General features: G+C 56.3%; 1 protein-coding gene. It reads left to right on the plus strand.

Going from position 1 to position 19,502, the window contains the following annotated elements:
• Window positions 1–27: 27 nt before the first annotated feature.
• On the plus strand, window positions 28–19,482 hold the full coding sequence (gene tycC, locus BA6348_RS15125) for a tyrocidine non-ribosomal peptide synthetase TycC (protein ID WP_122952456.1): 19,455 nt from the start codon (window positions 28–30) through the stop codon (window positions 19,480–19,482).
• Window positions 19,483–19,502: the final 20 nt, after the last annotated feature.

Below are 19,502 nucleotides of genomic sequence, written 5' to 3' on the forward strand. Positions count from 1 at the left end.
CGATAAATTACAGAGTTGAGGTGCAAAATGAAAAAGCAGGAAAACATCGCAAAAATATACCCGTTAACCCCGTTGCAAGAGGGGATGTTGTTTCACGCGGTCAAAGACACGGGCAGCAGCGCCTACTGCCTGCAAATGTCGGCGACGATCGAAGGTGATTTTCACCTGCCTCTTTTTGAACAGAGCTTGAACAAGCTCGTGGAAAACTACGAAGTATTGCGCACGGTGTTTGTGTACCAAAACTTGCAGCGGCCCCGCCAGGTTGTGTTGAAAGAGAGAAAGGTTGCCGTTGCTTTCGAAAACATCGCGCATTTGCCAACGTTTGAGCAGAACGAGTACATAACGGCGTACAAAAATCAGCACCATACGTTTGACCTGACAAAAGACAGCCTGATGAAAGCCGCCATTTTTCAGACAGGCGAGAACAAGTACCAGTTTGTCTGGGCGTTCCACCACATTATCGTGGACGGTTGGACATTGGGCGTCCTGCTTCAGAAGCTGCTGGCGTACTACGCAGCCCTGCGCAACGGCGAGCCGATTCCGCGGGAAGCGACGAAGCCGTACAGCGAATATATCAAATGGCTGGATAAGCAAAACAAGGAAGCGGCGCTCACCTATTGGCAAAACTATTTGGCAGGCTACGACCATCAGGCCGATTTTCCGAAAAAGAAGCACAGCGCGGAAGCTGGCCGCTACGAACACGTCGAGTCGATGTTTGCGATCGCTCCCGAACAGACGCAGCAACTGATGCAGATCGCCAATCAAAACCAGGCGACGATGAGCAGCGTATTCCAGGCACTCTGGGGCATTTTGGCGAGCAAGTACAAAAATGCGGACGATGTCGTTTTCGGCTCGGTCGTCTCCGGCCGTCCGCCGCAAATTCCGGGAATTGAGAGCATGGTGGGCCTGTTCATCAACACGATTCCTACCCGCGTCCAGACGAACAGGCAACAATCGTTCAGCGAGCTGCTCCAAACGGTGCAAAAGCAAGCGTTGGCTTCGGCAGCCTACGATTTCGCGCCGCTGTACGAAATTCAGAGCACGACCGTACTGAAACAAGCGTTGATCGATCATTTGGTCACGTTTGAAAACTACCCGGACCATTCGATGAAACATTTGGAAGATTCGTTAGGGTTCCAGCTCACCGTGGAAAGCGGGGAAGAGCAGACCTCCTACGATTTGAACGTAGTGGTAGCCCTCGCTCCGTCAAACGAGCTGTACGTGAAGCTAAGCTACAATGCCGCCGTCTACGAGCCGTCTTTTGTCAACCGAATCGAGGGGCATTTGAGAACGGTCATCGAGCAGGTGATTCGCAATCCGCACGTGCGGCTGCACGAGATCGGCATCATCACCGAGGAAGAAAAACAGCAACTGCTCGTCGCCTACAACGACACGGCTGCTGACTACCCGCGGGACAAGACGATTTTTGCATTGATCGCAGAGCAGGCGACCCGGACCCCGACGAAAATCGCGGCTGTATGCGGCGATGACAGCCTGACCTATCAGGAGCTGATGGAGCGCTCGGCCCAGCTTGCCAAAGCTTTGCGCGACAGAGGCATTGGCAGGGGCAGCATCGTTTCGATTATGGCGGAGCATTCGCTGGAGCTGATCGTAGCAATCATGGCGGTCCTGCAATCAGGTGGCGCTTACTTGCCGATTGATCCCGAATATCCGCTCGATCGCATCCAGTATTTGCTCGACGACAGCCAGACGACGATTCTTTTCACCCAGTCGCATCTGCAGCCAAACATCCAGTTTGCAGGCAGCATTCTTTATCTGGACGATCCTTCCTTGTATGCGGGCGACAGCACACCATTCGCAGCCGAGAGCAAGCCCGACGATTTGGCTTACATGATCTACACCTCCGGCTCTACAGGCAACCCAAAAGGGGCGATGATTACCCATCAAGGCTTGGTCAACTACATTTGGTGGGCCAACAAAGTGTACGTTCAAGGGGAAGCCGTGGACTTTCCGCTGTACTCATCCATTTCGTTTGACTTGACTGTCACGTCGATCTTCACGCCGCTTCTATCAGGCAACACGATCTATGTGTACAGAGGGGCAGACAAGGTACAGCTCATTTTGGACATCATCCGCGACAACAAAGTGGGGATCATCAAGCTGACGCCGACGCACCTGAAGCTGATTGAAGACGTAGACGGCAAGGCGAGCAGCATCAGACGGTTCATCGTCGGCGGCGAGAACTTGCCGACAAAGCTGGCGAAGCAAATTTACGACCACTTCGGCCAGGACGTGCAAATTTTCAATGAATACGGACCGACCGAGACGGTTGTCGGCTGCATGATTTATTTGTACGACCCGCAAAAAACGACCCAGGAATCGGTCCCGATCGGGGTTCCGGCAGACAACGTCCAGCTTTATTTGCTCGATGCTTCCATGCAACCCGTGCCCGTCGGCTCGCTGGGCGAAATGTACATATCCGGAGACGGCGTAGCCAAAGGGTATTTCAACAGACCGGAGCTGACCGAGGAAAAATTTATCGACAACCCGTTCCGCCCGGGAACGAAAATGTACCGCACAGGCGACCTGGCAAAATGGCTGCCCGACGGAAACATGGAATACGCAGGAAGAATCGACCACCAGGTAAAAATTCGCGGACACCGGATCGAGATGGGCGAAATCGAAACGCGTCTGACGCAGCACGAGTCGGTCAAGGAAGCGGTCGTGATCGCGGACAAGGACGAGAGCGGCCAAAATGTGCTGTACGCCTATTTCGTTTCCGAGCAAGAGCTGACCGTAGCGGAGTTGAGAACGTTTTTGGGCAGTACGCTTCCTTCTTACATGATTCCTTCCTTCTTTATTCGCTTGGCGGAAATTCCGTTGACAGCGAATGGAAAAGTTGAGCGAAAGAAATTGCCGAAGCCAGACGGCGCAGTCGTTACAGGAACCGCGTATGTCGCTGCGCAAAATGACATCGAGGCAAAGCTGGCGGAAATTTGGCAGCAGGTGCTGGGCATGAGCCAGGTAGGGATTCACGACGATTTCTTTGACCTGGGCGGGCACTCGTTGAAGGCGATGACGGTCATCTCCCAGGTCGCGAAGGCGCTGGAAGTCGATTTGCCTATCAAAGCTCTGTTCGAACACCCGACCATAGCGGAGCTGGCCCGCTTCCTGTCGCAGTCGGAGAAAAGCAAGCACACTGCGATTCAGCCTGTGGAAGCGCAAGAGTTTTATCCGGTTTCTTCCGCGCAAAAAAGAATGTACATCCTCCAGCAGTTCGAAGGAAGCGGCATCAGCTATAACATTTCGGGCGCCATCCTGTTGGAAGGAAAGCTGGATTACGCCCGGTTTGCCAGCGCGATCCAACAACTGGCAGAGCGCCACGAAGCCTTGCGCACCTCGTTTCACCGCATCGAGCCTGTGCAAAAAGTGCATGCAAAGGTAGAAGTGCCACTGTTCATGCTGGAGTCGACCGAGGACAAGGCGGAGAACATCATGCGCGAGTTTGTCCGGCCGTTCGATCTCGGGGTCGCTCCGCTCGTGCGAACAGGCTTGGTCAAGCTGGGGACAGACCGCCACTTGTTCCTGCTCGACATGCATCATATCATTTCCGACGGCGTATCTTCGCAAATATGGCTGCGCGAGTTTGCCGAGCTGTACAAGGGAGCAGAGTTGCCGCCCCTTGCGCTCCAATACAAAGATTTCGCCGCCTGGCAAAACGAGTGGTTCCAGACAGACGCGTACAAGCAGCAGGAGCAGCATTGGCTGAACGCGTTTGCCGATGAAATCCCGCTCCTGAACTTGCCGACGGACTATCCGCGCCCGAGCCTGCAAAGCTTTGAAGGCGACCTCGTCCTGTTTGCCGCCGGAAAAGAGCGGCTGGAGCGGCTGCAACAAGTAGCGGCAGAGACAGGGACCACTCTGTACATGGTTTTGCTCGCCGCGTACAATGTGCTGCTGTCCAAGTACACGGGCCAGGAAGACATCATTGTCGGCACCCCTGTCGCTGGCCGTTCCCATGTGGACGTGGAACAGATCATGGGAATTTTCGTGAATACGTTGGCAATGCGCAACCAGCCGGCCAGCAGCAAAACGTTTGCGCAATTTTTGCAAGAAGTGAAGCGAAATGCGCTTGCGGCCTATGACCATCAAGATTATCCGTTTGAAGAGCTGGTGGAAAAGCTGGCGATCCAGCGGGATATTAGCCGCAATCCGCTGTTTGACACGATGTTTTCTTTGGAAAGCGCGAGCCAGAAGACGCTTGCCATCGACCGACTGACCGTGTCGCCGTATGAGTTGTTCAACAAAATTTCCAAGTTTGATCTCGTGTTGAATGCCAGTGAATCGCCAGCAGACATTCAGTTCCAGCTCACATTCGCCACCAGGCTGTTCAAGAAAGAAACGGTGCAAAGAATGGCCGAGCATTACCTGGAAATTTTGCGCGCGATCAGCGAGCGGCCGACAGTCAAACTGGCGGACATCGACATGATGACGGAAGCAGAAAAACGTGCCCTCCTGCTGAACGTGAACGATACGTTTGTGGAGCGCACTACCGCTATGGCCTTGCATCAATTCGTGGAGGAGCAGGCGGCACGCACGCCGGATGAAGTGGCTGTCGCGTATGAAGGGCACGCCTTAACCTACCGCGAGCTGAACGCCCGGGCGAATCAACTGGCTCGCTTGCTGCGCAGTCAGGGAACCCGTCCGGGTACATTGATCGGTATTATGGTAGACCGCTCGCCGGGGATGGTCGTCGGGATGCTGGCCGTGCTCAAAGCTGGCGGCGCGTACACGCCAATCGACCCGAGCTATCCGGCAGAACGAATCCGCTACATGCTCCGCGACAGCGAGGCGCCGATCTTGCTGACGCAGCGCCATTTGCAGGAGACGGTGGCGTATGCAGGGGCGATCATCGACGTAGACGAAGAAGCGATTTACACAGGAGACGACACGAATCTGGACAACGTCGCTGGCCAAGACGACCTGGCCTATGTGATCTACACGTCAGGATCGACGGGAAAGCCGAAGGGAGTCATGATCTCGCACCAGGCGATCTGCAATCACATGCTGTGGATGAGAGAGACGTTCCCGTTGACGACGGAGGATGCCGTCCTGCAAAAAACGCCGTTCAGCTTCGACGCTTCTGTATGGGAATTTTACTTGCCGCTGATGACGGGAGCGCGGCTCGTCCTGGCGAAGCCGGACGGGCATCGCGACATCGCGTACATGACTCGCCTGATTTGCGAACAAAACATTACGACTTTGCAGATGGTCCCGTCCTTGCTCGATCTAGTCATGACCGACCCGGGTTGGAGCGCATGCACGAGCTTGCAACGGGTGTTCTGCGGCGGCGAAGCGTTGACACCTGCTCTCGTCTCGCGTTTTTACGAGACGCAACAAGCCCGGTTGATTAACTTGTACGGCCCTACAGAAGCCACGATTGACGCGACCTACTGGCTTTGCCCGCGCCAGCAGGAATACAGCGTCATTCCGATCGGCAAACCGATTGACAACGTCCGCCTGTACGTCGTCAATGCGAGCAACCAGCTTCAGCCTGTAGGCGTTGCCGGGGAGCTGTGCATTGCCGGAGACGGTTTGGCCCGCGGCTATTGGCAGCGCGAGGAGCTGACGCAAGCAAGCTTTGTCGACAACCCGTTCGAGCCGGGCGGCAGGATGTATCGCACTGGCGACATGGTCCGCTATTTGCCAGACGGCGAGATCGAGTATGTGGGCCGCATCGATCATCAAGTAAAAATCAGAGGCCACCGCATCGAGCTGGGGGAAATCGAAGCCAAGCTTTTGCAGCATGAAGCGGTCAAAGCAGCCGTTGTCATCGCCCGCCAGGATGGCAACGGGCAAAACAGCCTGTCCGCATATGTCGTGGCAAAGCAGGACATTCAAACAGCGGAGCTGAGAACGTACCTGTCTGCCGCATTGCCAGCCTACATGGTTCCGTCCGCGTTTGTTTTCTTGGAGCAGTTGCCGCTGTCGGCGAATGGCAAAGTGGATCGCCAAGCATTGCCGCAGCCGGAGGACGCAGCGGCAGCGGATTCGATGTATGTAGCGCCACGCAACGAACTCGAAGCGAAGCTCGCACAAATGTGGGAAAGTGTGCTTGGCGTGGAGCGGATCGGGGTTCACGATCATTTCTTTGAGCTGGGCGGCCATTCCTTGAAGGCGATGAACGTCATTGCTTTGATTCAGCGCACCTTCCAGGCGGAAGTACCGTTGAAAGCGTTGTTTGAATCGCCGACGATCGCCAGCTTTGCCCCCATCGTCGCTGCCGCCAGCAAAGGCGCGAACACCGCGATCCAGCCTGTCGAAAAACAGGAGTATTACCCCGTGTCCGCCGCACAGAAGAGAATGTACATTCTCCAGCAAATGGAAGGGGCAGGCATCAGCTACAACATGCCTGGTTTCCTGTACCTCGACGGCAAGCTGGATACAGAGCGGCTGCAGCAAGCGCTCAACCGTCTGGTGCAGCGCCACGAATCTTTGCGCACCTCGTTCCACTCCGTGCAAGGCGAGACTGTTCAGCGCGTGCACGAGGATGTCGAGCTTGCGATCTCGTTTGGCGAAGCGACGGAGGCAGAGATCCGGCAAATAGCCGAGCGGTTTATCCAGCCGTTCGATCTGGGAACAGCCCCGCTTTGGCGTGCCGGACTCATCAAGCTGGCGCCGGAACGCCACCTGTTCATGCTCGATTTGCACCACATCGTCGCAGATGGCGTCTCCATCGGGCTGCTCATCCAGGAATTTGCCCGGCTTTATCGCGGCGAAGAGCTGCCTGAACTGCGCATTCAGTACAAAGATTTTGCCAAGTGGCAGAATGACTGGTTCCAGACCGATGAGTTTGCCGCGCAGGAAGCTTACTGGATCGACCGTTTTGCGGAGGACATCCCTGTTCTGAACCTGCCGACGGACTACCCGCGGCCCTCGGTCAAAAGCTTTGCGGGAGATCGCTTCGTCTTTGGCTCCGGCACCGCTTTGCAAAAAGAACTGCACCAGCTTGCGCACAAGACAGGGACGACGCTCTACATGGTGTTGCTTGCGGCGTACAATGTGCTGTTGTCCAAGTACTCCGGGCAAGAGGACATCGTCGTCGGCGCTCCTACTGCCGGCAGGTCGCATGCAGAGACAAAATCCATCGTCGGGATGTTTGTCAACACACTCGCCTTGCGCAACGAGCCAGCCGGGGACAAAGCCTTCCACAGCTTTTTGGCCGAAGTGAAAGCCAACACGCTAAAAGCGTTTGAGCATCAGGACTATCCGCTCGACGAGCTTGTCGACAAGTTGAACATTCAGCGGGATTTGAGCCGCAATCCGTTGTTCGACACCGTCTTTATTTTGCAAAACATGGAGCAAAAGCCGTTTGCAATGGAGCGACTGACCGTGACGCCATATGCGACAGAGGTGAAGCAGGCCAAGTTTGACCTGTCGCTCGAGGCGTACGAGGAAAACGCGGAGATCGTCTTTAGCCTGGACTACTGCACCAAGCTGTTTTCGCGCGAGACGATGAAAAACGTAGCGGCGCATTTCCTGCAAATCTTGCGGGTCGTCGCCGCGAACCCCGAGGTGCTGCTGTCCGAGATCGCCATGCTGACCGCAGAGGAAAAGCAACGCTTGCTGGTCGACTTCAACGACACGCACAAGGATTTTCCGCAAGACAAAACGCTTTCGGCGCTGTTCGAAGAGCAAGCAGAAAAAACGCCGCAGGCGACAGCCGTTGAGATCGGCGAGCAGCAGTTGTCCTATCGGGAGTTAAACGAGCGGGCCAACCAGCTTGCCGCCACGTTACGCGAGCGGGGCGTAAAGCCTGACCAAACCGTAGGGATTATGGTCAACCGCTCTGTGGAGATGGCTGTCGGCATCCTCGCTATTTTGAAAGCAGGCGGAGCCTATGTGCCGATCGACCCGGAATATCCGGAGGAACGCATCGCCTACATGCTCGCGGATTGCGAAGCCCGGCTGGTGCTTGCGCAAAAGCATCTGGGACCGAAGCTCGGATCCGGGGTGAGCGCGGAATGCCTGTACGTGGACGACGAGAGCGCCTATTCGGCGCAGCGCGCGAATTTGCAGCCGATCCATACCGCTTCCGACCTGGCTTACATCATCTATACATCAGGTACGACCGGGAAGCCAAAAGGGGTCATGGTCGAGCATCGCGGCATTGTCAACAGCGTGTTATGGAAAAAAGCGGAATACAAGCTGACCGTTGGCGACAGAAGCTTGCTGTCTCTGTCGTTTGCCTTCGATGCCTTCGTGCTGTCGTTCTTTGCGCCTGTTCTGTCCGGAGCAACCGTCGTACTGGCGCAAGAGGAAGAAGCCAAAGACCCTGTCGCGCTGAAAAAGCGCATTGCCGCTTCGCGCTGCACCCTGATGACAGGGGTGCCGAGCTTGTTCCAGGCTATTTTGGAATGCAGTACGTCGGCGGATCTCCGTCCGCTGCAAACCGTCACGCTCGGGGGAGAAAAAATCACGGCTCCGCTCGTTGAAAAGAGCAAGCAGTTGAATCCCGATCTCGTTATCGTCAACGAGTACGGTCCGACGGAAAGCAGTGTCGTCGCTACCTCGCTGCGCATAGTCGATACGGATGCCGCGATCACGATCGGTCGGCCGATCGCCAACACCAGCCTGTACATCGTCGACAAATTCCACCAGCTACAGCCCATCGGTGTGATCGGGGAAATTTGCATCGGCGGCCTCGGCTTGGCGCGGGGCTATTGGAACAAGCCGACGCTCACGGACGAGAAGTTCGTTCCGCATCCGTTTGCGGCAGGCGAGCGCATGTACAAGACGGGTGATCTCGGCAAATGGCTCCCGGACGGCACGATTGAATTTGTCGGTCGCATCGACGAACAGGTCAAAGTAAGAGGCTACCGGATTGAAATCGGCGAGATCGAGTCGGTTCTGCTCGCGGTAGAAAAGCTGACAGCCGCTGTTGTGGTCGTCCACGAAGATCAGCTCGGTCAGCCGTCTCTGGCTGCGTATTTTACTGCCACAGAAAAGCTCGAGGTCGCCAAGCTGTGGTCGCTTCTGGCGCAAAGACTGCCGTCGTACATGATTCCCGCCTATTTTGTGCAGCTCGATCAGCTTCCGCTTACGCCAAACGGCAAAATCGACAAGAAAGCGTTGCCGAAGCCGGAGGGCAAGCCCGTAACCGGAGCGGAATACGCAGCGCCAACGAATGCTGTGGAACGAAAGCTGGCCGAGATTTGGGAGCGCGTGCTGGGGATGAGCGGCATCGGCATTCTCGACAACTTTTTCCAGCTCGGCGGCCATTCCTTGAAAGCGATGGCTGTCGCTGCACAGGTGCATCGCGAGTATCAGGTTGAGCTTCCGCTGAAAGTGCTCTTTGCGCAGCCTACGATCAAGGAGTTGGCCCAGTATGTCGCGACGAGCGGAAAAGAGGCGTATGTGCCGATCCAGCCTGCCCCGTTGCAGGAGTATTATCCCGTTTCGTCCGCGCAAAAGAGGATGTACGTCCTGCGCCAGTTTGCGGACACGGGCACGGTCTATAACATGCCGAGCGCATTGTACATCGAAGGCGATCTGGACGTCGAGCGGTTTGCGGCTGCCATTGACAGGCTGGTCGAGCGGCACGAGTCGCTTCGCACCTCTTTTCACACCGTAAATGGCGAGCCTGTCCAGCGCGTACACGAACATGTCGAGCTGCATGTGCAGTACGGCGAATTGACGGAAGAGCAAGTGGCGCCAACTGTCGCATCGTTTGTGCAACCGTTTGACCTGGTGAAAGCGCCGCTATGGCGGGTCGGACTTTTCAAGCTGGAGGCAAAACGGCATCTGTTCCTGATGGATATGCATCACATCATCTCGGACGGCGTCTCGGCCGGGATCATCGTGGAGGAGTTCTCGAAGCTGTATCGAGGCGAAGCGTTGCCGGCGCTCTCTGTGCATTACAAAGATTTCGCCCTCTGGCAGTCGGAGCTGTTCCAAACCGACGTGTACAGGAAGCACGAGGACTACTGGCTCCACGCGTTTTCCGGCGACATCCCGGTGCTCGATTTGCCAGCCGACTTTTCCCGTCCATTGGCCCAAAGCTTTGAGGGGGATTGCGTTTCGTTCCAGGCAGACAAACCACTGATGGACGCATTATCCAAGCTCGCCCAGGAGAACCAGTCCACGTTGTTCATGGTGTTGCTGGCCGCTTACAACGTGCTGCTGGCCAAGTACAGCGGACAAGAAGACATCGTCGTCGGAACGCCGATTGCGGGCAGATCGCACGCCGACGTCGAGAACGTTTTGGGGATGTTTGTCAATACGCTCGCGTTGCGAAACTACCCGGCCAAAGCGAAACAATTCCAGGCATTTCTGGAAGAGGTCAAACAAAATACGCTGCAAGCGTATGCGCATCAAGACTATCCGTTCGAAGCGCTGGTCGAAAAGCTGGACATCCGGCGCGATCCGAGCCGCAATCCGCTGTTTGACACCATGTTTATTTTGCAAAACCTGGACCAAAAAGCGTACGAGCTGGATGGGCTGAAACTGGAAGCATACCCTGCCGAGGCAGGCAACGCGAAATTCGATCTCACGCTGGAAGCGCACGAGGACGAGGCAGGCATTCATTTTGCGCTCGTCTACTCGACAAAACTGTTCCGCCGGGAATCCATCGAAAGAATCGCGGGGCATTTCCTGCAAGTGCTGCGCGAAGTCGTTGCCGATCAAACCGTTGCCTTGCAGGAGATCAGCCTGCTTGACGAGGAAGAGCGGCAGCTTGTCACGGTCGATTTTAACAACACGTTTGCCGACTATCCGCGCGATTGCACGATTCAGGAGCTGTTCGAGCAGCAGGCGGCAAAAACGCCCGAGCATGCTGCCGTCGTGATGGACGGAAAAAGGCTGACGTATCGGGAGCTGAACGAAAAAGCAAACCAGATCGCCCATGTCCTGCGTCGACACGGCGTCGAAAAAGATGGCATCGTCGGTCTGCTCGCCGATCGTTCGCCGGAGATGATTGCAGGCATCTTGGGGATTCTCAAAGCGGGCGGCGCCTATTTGGGCCTGGACCCGGAACATCCGTCAGAACGCCTTTCCTACATGCTCGAAGATGGCGGCGTGAAGGTAGTCCTTGTGCAGAGACACTTGTTGCCGCTCGTAAGCGAAGGTTTAATTCCGATCGTGTTGGAAGCGGCGAGTCTAGATCAGGAGGACTCCGGCAATCCGGCGATTGTCAACGGAGCGCGGGACCTGGCTTACGTGATGTACACCTCAGGCTCGACAGGCAAGCCAAAAGGCGTCATGGTCGAACACCGCAACGTCACCCGACTGGTCATGCATACGAATTACGTGCAAGTCCGCGAAACCGACCGGATGGTGCAAACGGGCGCGATTGGCTTCGACGCCATGACGTTTGAGATTTTCGGCGCTTTGCTGCACGGGGCGAGCCTCTATGTGGTGCGCAAGGACGTCCTTTTGGATGCCGAGAAGCTGGGCAGCTTCCTGCGGGCGAACCAGATTACGACCATGTGGCTGACATCGCCGCTCTTTAACCAGCTCTCGCAAGAAAACCCGGCGATGTTTGACAGCTTGCGCGCCTTGATCGTCGGCGGCGAAGCGCTGTCGCCTGCACACATCAACCGGGTAAAAAGCGCCCTTCCTGCTCTGGAAATCTGGAACGGGTATGGCCCGACCGAAAACACGACCTTCTCGACGTGCTATTTGATCGAGAAGCATTTTGCCGAGCAGATTCCGATTGGCAAGCCAATTGCAAACTCCACCGCGTACATCGTCGACGGCAACAATCAGCCGCAGCCGATTGGCGTGCCGGGCGAATTGTGCGTCGGCGGCGACGGGGTCGCACGAGGCTATTTGAACAAGCCGGACTTAACCGCGGAGAAGTTTGTCCCTAATCCGTTTGCGCCTGGCGAAACGATGTACCGCACGGGAGATTTGGCGAGGTGGCTGGCAGACGGGACGATTGAGTATTTGGGCCGGATCGACCAGCAAGTCAAAATTCGCGGATACCGGATTGAGCTTGGGGAGATCGAGGCGGTACTGTCCCAGCAGGACAACGTAAAAGAAGCAGTCGTGGCCGTGATCGAGGAAGGGAACGGGCAAAAAGCGCTCTGCGCCTACTTCGTTCCGGAACAGGCAGTCGACGCCACCGAGCTGAGAGACGCGCTGTCCAAACAATTGCCTGGCTACATGGTTCCTGCCTACTATGTGCAAATGGAAAAGCTGCCGTTGACCGCAAATGGAAAGGTCGATCGCCGGGCACTGCCGCAGCCATCTGGCGAACGGACGGCAGGAAGCGCCTTTGTCGCTCCGCAAACGGAAACCGAAGCGAAGCTGGCGCAGATTTGGCAGACGGTTTTGGGGCTTCCAGCCATCGGTATTCACGACAACTTTTTTGAAATCGGCGGTCATTCCTTGAAGGCGATGAACGTCATCACGCAAGTCCATAAAACATTCCAGGTAGAGCTGCCGCTACAAGCGCTGTTTGCCTCTCCGACGATCCATGAGTTGGCGGCCTATATTGCCGAGAGTGCCTTCGAGCAGTTCGAAACGATCCCGCCGACAGAGCCAGCCGCGTATTATCCGGTGTCGTTTGCGCAAAATCGAATGTACATCCTGCATCAGTTCGAAGGAAGCGGGATCAGCTACAACGTGCCGAACGTGCTGGTGCTGGAAGGCAAGCTGGATTACGACCGCTTTGCCGCTGCCATCCAGAGCCTGGTCAAGCGGCATGAAGCTTTGCGCACTTCGTTTCATTCGGTAAACGGGGAGCCGCTGCAACGAGTCCATGCCGAGGTCGAGCTGCCAATCCGCATGATCGAGGCGACAGACGAGCAGGCAGAAGCGCTCGTGCAAGAGTTGATCCAGCCATTTGATCTTGCGACTGCCCCGTTGTTCAGGGTGAACCTGATAAAGCTTGGCGCAGAGCGGCACTTGTTCTTCATGGATATGCACCACATTATTTCCGATGGCGTATCGCTTGCGGTCATCGTCGAGGAAATCGCCAGTTTATACGAAGGAAAGCAGCTTTCTGACCTGCGCATCCAGTACAAAGATTTTGCCGTGTGGCAAACGAAGCTGGCCCAGTCTGAACGCTTCCAAAAGCAGGAGGAATTTTGGACCCGGACGTTTGCCGACGAGATTCCGTTATTAAATCTGCCTGCTGACTACCCAAGACCTTCCGTGCAGAGCTTTGACGGCGACACGGTAGCGCTTGGCACGGGACAACACCTGCTGGAACAACTGCGTCAGCTCGCTAGCGATACCGGTACGACTTTGTTCATGGTGCTCCTGGCTTCGTACCATGTGCTGCTCTCCAAGTACGCAGGCCAGGAAGAGATCGTCATCGGCACACCGATTGCAGGCCGCTCGCACGCAGATGTAGAGCGCATCGTCGGGATGTTTGTCAACACGCTCGCCTTAAAAAATACGGCGGCAGGCAGCCTGAGCTTCCGCGCGTTTTTGGCGGACGTGAAGCAAAATGCGCTCCATGCCTTCGAGCATCAAGACTATCCGTTCGAGCACCTGGTCGAGAAGCTGCAAGTGCGGCGCGATCTGAGCCGAAACCCGCTGTTTGACACGATGTTCAGCCTCGGGCTTGCCGACGCAGCCGCAGGGCAAGTAGCGGGACTGAAGCTGTCGCCGTACCCGGTGAACGGCCATATCGCCAAATTCGACCTTTCGCTGGATGCGATGGAAAAACGAGATGAGCTGCTGGTCCAATTCAGCTATTGCACGAAGTTGTTTGCCAAAGAAACGATCGATCGGCTGGCGGCCCATTTCGTCCAGCTTTTGCAGACGATCACCGCCGATCCCGACATCAGGCTGGCCGAGATCAGCGTGCTGTCCCAGGCGGAGACGAAGCGCATGCTGGAGGGCTTCCTCGCAACGAAGAGAGCTTATCCAACGGACAAAACGTTCCCGATGCTGTTCGAGGAGCAAGCGGAAAAAACACCGTACCAGATTGCGGTCGTGTGCGAAAACGAACAACTGACCTATCGCGAGTTGAATGCAAAAGCAAACCGGCTCGCCCGCGTCCTGCGGCGAAAAGGCGTCAAGCCGGAGAGCACCGTCGGCATCCTCGTAGACCGCTCGCCCTACATGGTCATCGGCATGCTGGCCGTTTTGAAAGCAGGCGGGGCATTCGTCCCGATTGATCCGGACTATCCGCTGGAGCGCCAAGCGTTCATGCTCGAAGACAGCGAGGCGAAGCTGCTGCTCACTTTGCAAAAAATGAACAGCCAAGTTGCCTTCCCTTATGAAACCATTTATCTGGATACAGAGAGAGTGGACCAGGAGGAAGCAGACAATCTGGAGCACGTTGCGCGTCCAGAGCACGCAGCATACATCATTTACACTTCCGGTACGACAGGCAAGCCAAAAGGGGTCGTCATCGAGCATCGCAGCTATGCCAATGTCGCATTTGCCTGGAAGGACGAGTATCACCTGGACAGCTTCCCGGTACGGTTGCTGCAAATGGCGAGCTTCGCCTTTGACGTCTCGACGGGCGATTTTGCCCGGGCACTGCTGACAGGCGGGCAGCTCGTCATCTGCCCGAACGAGGTCAAGATGGACCCTGCTTCGCTGTACGAGATTATCAGGCGCCACGAAATCACCATTTTCGAAGCGACACCCGCCCTGATTATGCCGTTGATGCACTACATTTACGAAAACAAGCTGGACATCAGCCAGATGAAGCTGTTGATTCTCGGAGCGGACAGTTGTCCGGCAGAAGACTTCAAAACGTTGCTTGCGCGCTTCGGCCACACGATGCGCATTATCAACAGCTACGGCGTGACAGAGGCGTGCATCGACACCAGCTACTACGAAGAAACAGACGTCACCGCCATCCGCTCGGGAACGGTGCCGATCGGCAAACCGCTTCCGAACATGACGATGTACGTAGTCGATGCGCATTTGAATTTGCAGCCTGTCGGGGTCGTGGGCGAATTGTGCATCGGCGGAGCGGGCGTGGCGCGCGGCTACTTGAACAGGCCGGAGTTGACGCAAGAAAAGTTCGTGCCGAACCCGTTTGCCCCAGGTGAACGACTGTACCGCACAGGTGATCTCGCGAAGTGGCGCGCAGACGGCCATGTCGAGTTCCTCGGACGCAATGACCACCAGGTAAAAATCAGGGGCGTCCGCATCGAGCTGGGCGAAATCGAGACACAACTGCGCAAGCTGGACGGAATCGCGGAAGCAGTCGTGGTCGCAAGAGAAGACCACAGGCAGGAAAAGGAATTATGCGCATACGTCGTGACGGACCATGCGCTTGACGCCGCAGAGTTACGGGCGAATTTGCTGAAGGAGCTGCCGCAAGCGATGATTCCATCGTATTTCGTAACCTTGGACGCGCTGCCGCTGACTGCCAATGGCAAAGTAGACAGACGCTCCTTGCCAGCGCCGGATGTCACCATGCTGCGAACGACCGAATACGTCGCGCCGCGCTCTGTATGGGAAGACCGACTGGCCCGCGTATGGGAGCAGGTGCTAAACGTTCCGCAAGTGGGCGTGCAAGACGACTTTTTCGCGCTCGGCGGCCACTCCCTGCGTGCCATGCGGGTGATAGCGAGCATGCACAACGAATACCAGGTCGATATTCCGCTCCGCATCTTGTTCGAGAAACCGACGATTCAGGAATTGGCGGCGTTCATCGAAGAGACTGCCAAAGGGAACGTTTTCTCGATCGAGCCAGCGCAACAGCAAGCGTACTACCCGGTTTCTTCGGCGCAAAAGCGCATGTACATTCTCGATCAATTTGAAGGAGTCGGCATCAGCTACAACATGCCGTCGACCATGCTGATCGAAGGCAAGCTGGACCGAACACGGGTGGAAGCGGCGTTCCAGCGCCTGATTGCGCGCCATGACAGCTTGCGCACTTCGTTTGCCGTCGTCAACGGAGAGCCTGTGCAACACATTCACGCGGACGTTCCTTTTGCGCTTGCCTATTCGGAAGTTACAGAAGACGAAGCGCGCAAACTCGTTTCTTCCCTCGTGCAGCCGTTCGATCTCGGGGTCGCACCGCTCATGCGCGTCTCGCTTTTGAAAATCGGCGAGGATCGTCACGTGCTACTCACCGATATGCATCACAGCATTTCCGATGGCGTGTCCTCCGGCATTTTGCTGGCCGAGTGGGTGCGGTTGTATCAGGGTGACGTTTTGCCGGAGCTGCGCATCCAGTACAAAGACTTCTCCGTGTGGCAGCAGGCGTTTTTCCAATCGGCTGCCTTCGAGAAGCAGGAAGCGTACTGGCTCCAGACGTTTGCCGATGAGATTCCCGTGCTGAACATGCCGACGGATTTCGCCCGCCCCGGCACCCAGAGCTTTGCCGGGGATCAGTACACGCTTCAAACGGGCAAACCGCTCGCGGAAGGCTTGAACCAACTGGCGCAAGCGACGGGAACGACCTTGTACATGGTTTTGCTCGCCGCGTACAACGTGCTGCTCTCCAAGTATGCGGGGCAGGAGGACATCGTCGTCGGCACGCCGATTACAGGCAGATCCCATGCCGATCTGGAACCGATCGTCGGCATGTTCGTGAACACGTTGGCGATGCGAAACAAGCCGCAGCGCGAAAAAACGTTCAGCGAATTTTTGCAGGAAGTCAAACAAAATGCGCTGGATGCGTACGGCCACCAGGATTACCCGTTTGAAGAGCTGGTGGAAAAGCTCGCGATTTCGCGCGACTTGAGCCGAAATCCGCTGTTTGACACCGTGTTTACGTTCCAAAACAGCACAGAAGAGGTCGTGGCGCTGCCTGCATGCACGCTTACGCCGTTCATGACCGAAGAAACAGGCAAGCACGCGAAGTTCGACCTGACGCTGATCGCCACGGAGGAGAAAGAAGAAATTACGATTGGCGTAGAGTACAGCACAAGCTTGTTCACGCGCGAAACGATCGAACGGCTAAGTCGCCACTTCCTGGCGATTGCCGCGAGCATCGTGCACAATCCGCACATCCGCCTGGGCGATATCGACATGCTCTCGCTTGAAGAAAAACAGCAGATTTTGGCCGGGTTCAACGACACAGCCGTCAACTATGACCTGGACAAAACGCTGCACCAGCTATTCGAAGAGCAGGTCGAGAAGACACCGGATCAGGCCGCGCTTCTCTTTAACGGGCAAACGCTGACCTACCGCGAGCTGAACGAGCGAGCAAACAGACTGGCAAGGGTACTGCGCGCAAAAGGAATCGGGCCGGACCGGCTTGTGGCGATCATGGCGGAGCGTTCACCGGAAATGGTGATCGGCATTCTCGGCATTTTGAAGGCAGGCGGCGCCTACGTGCCGATCGACCCCGGCTATCCGCAGGAACGCATCCAGTACTTGCTAGCAGACAGCCAAGCAGCCTTGCTGCTCAGCCAAGCCCATCTGCTGCCGCTGTTGGCCCGCGTGTCCAACGAGCTGCCGGAGTGCCTTGAGCTGAACGCTGAACAGGATGCCGGGCTTGGCGGAACCAATCTGCCGCCCGTCAACCAGCCGACTGATCTTGCCTATGTCATTTACACGTCCGGTACGACTGGCAAGCCGAAGGGCGTGATGATCCCGCATCGGGGAATCGTCAATTGCTTGCAGTGGAGAAGGGATGAATACGGCTTCGGGCCGCGCGACAGAGCCTTGCAAGTATTCTCTTTTGCCTTCGACGGCTTTGTCGCCAGCTTGTTCGCTCCGCTTCTCGGTGGAGCAACGTGCGTGCTGCCGCGAGAGGAAGAAGCCAAAGACCCGGTCGCGTTGAAAAAGCTGATCGGCGCAACGGAAGTCACCCACTACTACGGCGTGCCGAGTCTGTTCCAGGCGATTCTCGATTGCTCGGCGGCAACCGACTTCCCGCGCCTGCGCTGCGTCACGCTGGGCGGCGAGAAGCTGCCTGTACAGCTTGTGCAAAAAACAAAAGAAAAGCACCCGGCAATCGAAATCAACAATGAATACGGGCCGACCGAAAACAGCGTCGTGACCACCATCTCCCGTTCGATTGAAGCGGGGCAAGCGATCACGATTGGCCGACCGCTTGCGAACGTACACGTCTACATCGTGGACGACGGGCATCACCTGCAGCCGGTTGGCGTGGTCGGCGAGCTATGCATCGGCGGAGCCGGGCTTGCCCGCGGCTATTGGAACAAGCCGGAGCTGACCGCAGAGAAGTTTGTCGAAAATCCGTTTTGCCCGGGCGAGCGCATGTACAAAACAGGCGACCTGGTGAAATGGCGGCCAGACGGCACGATTGAATACATCGGCCGTGCAGACGAACAGGTCAAGGTGCGAGGGTATCGCATCGAAATCGGGGAGATCGAGAGTGCCGTCCTCGCTTACCAAGGCATCGATCAAGCAGTCGTCGTCGCCCGTGACGATGACGCCGCTTATGGCCCATACCTTTGCGCCTATGTCGTCGCCGCAGCAGAAGTGTCCGTATCCGGCTTGCGAAGCCATCTGGCCAAAGAGCTGCCTGCTTACATGGTGCCGAGCTATTTCGTCCAACTGGAGCAACTGCCGCACTCCGCAAACGGAAAAGTAGATCGCAAAGCATTGCCGAAACCGCAACAGTCGGATGCGACTACACGCGAGTACGTGGCGCCGAAAAATGCGACCGAACAGCAACTGGCATCCATTTGGCAAGAAGTATTGGGCGTAGAGCCAATCGGCATCACGGACGATTTCTTTGAACTGGGCGGCCATTCCTTAAAAGCTACGCTGTTGATTGCCAAAGTGTATGCGTACATGCAGATCGAGCTGCCGCTGAACCTCATCTTCCAACATCCGACGGTAGAAAAGGTAGCCGATTTCATCACGCACAAACGCTTTGAAACGCGGTACGGCAAAGCCATTTTGCTGAATGAGCAAACGGGCAGAAACGTCTTCTGCTTCACGCCAATCGGGGCCCAGAGCGTGTATTACCAGAAGCTTGCCGCAGAAACTCACGGTGTCTCCCTGTACAGCTTTGATTTCATCCAGGAAGACGACCGGATGGAGCAGTATATCGAGGCGATCACCGCGATTGATCCAGACGGGCCGTACACGCTCATGGGCTATTCCTCCGGAGGCAATCTGGCCTTTGAGCTTGCAAAAGAACTGGAGAAACGCGGCCATGTCGTAACCGATCTCATCCTGTTCGACTCGTACTGGAAAGACAAGGCGATCGAGCGGACTGTCGCGGAAACGGAAAACGACATTGCCCAGTTGTTCGCTGAGATCGGCGAAAACACCGAGATGTTCAACATGACCGAAGAAGATTTCCAACTGTACGCGGCCAACGAGTTTGTGAAGCAAAGCTTCGTCCGCAAAACGGTCAGCTATGTCATGTTCCATAACGAACTGGTGAACACCGGAATGACGAATGCCGCGATCCACCTCATCCAATCGGAGCTGGAGGCGGACGAGGACGCTCCGGTGGCAGCCGAATGGAACGAAGCTGCCTGGGCAAAAGCGACGAAACGGCTGATGACGTACAACGGGTACGGCATCCACGCGCATATGTTGGCAGGCCGCTACGTGTCGCAAAATGCCGCGATCTTCCAAAACATCCTGCAGGAACTGTTCATCCTGAAATAAGACGGCAACCGAGTGAGGAT

The sequence above is a fragment of the Brevibacillus agri genome, assembly GCF_004117055.1.
Classification (GTDB): Bacteria; Bacillota; Bacilli; order Brevibacillales; family Brevibacillaceae; genus Brevibacillus; species Brevibacillus agri.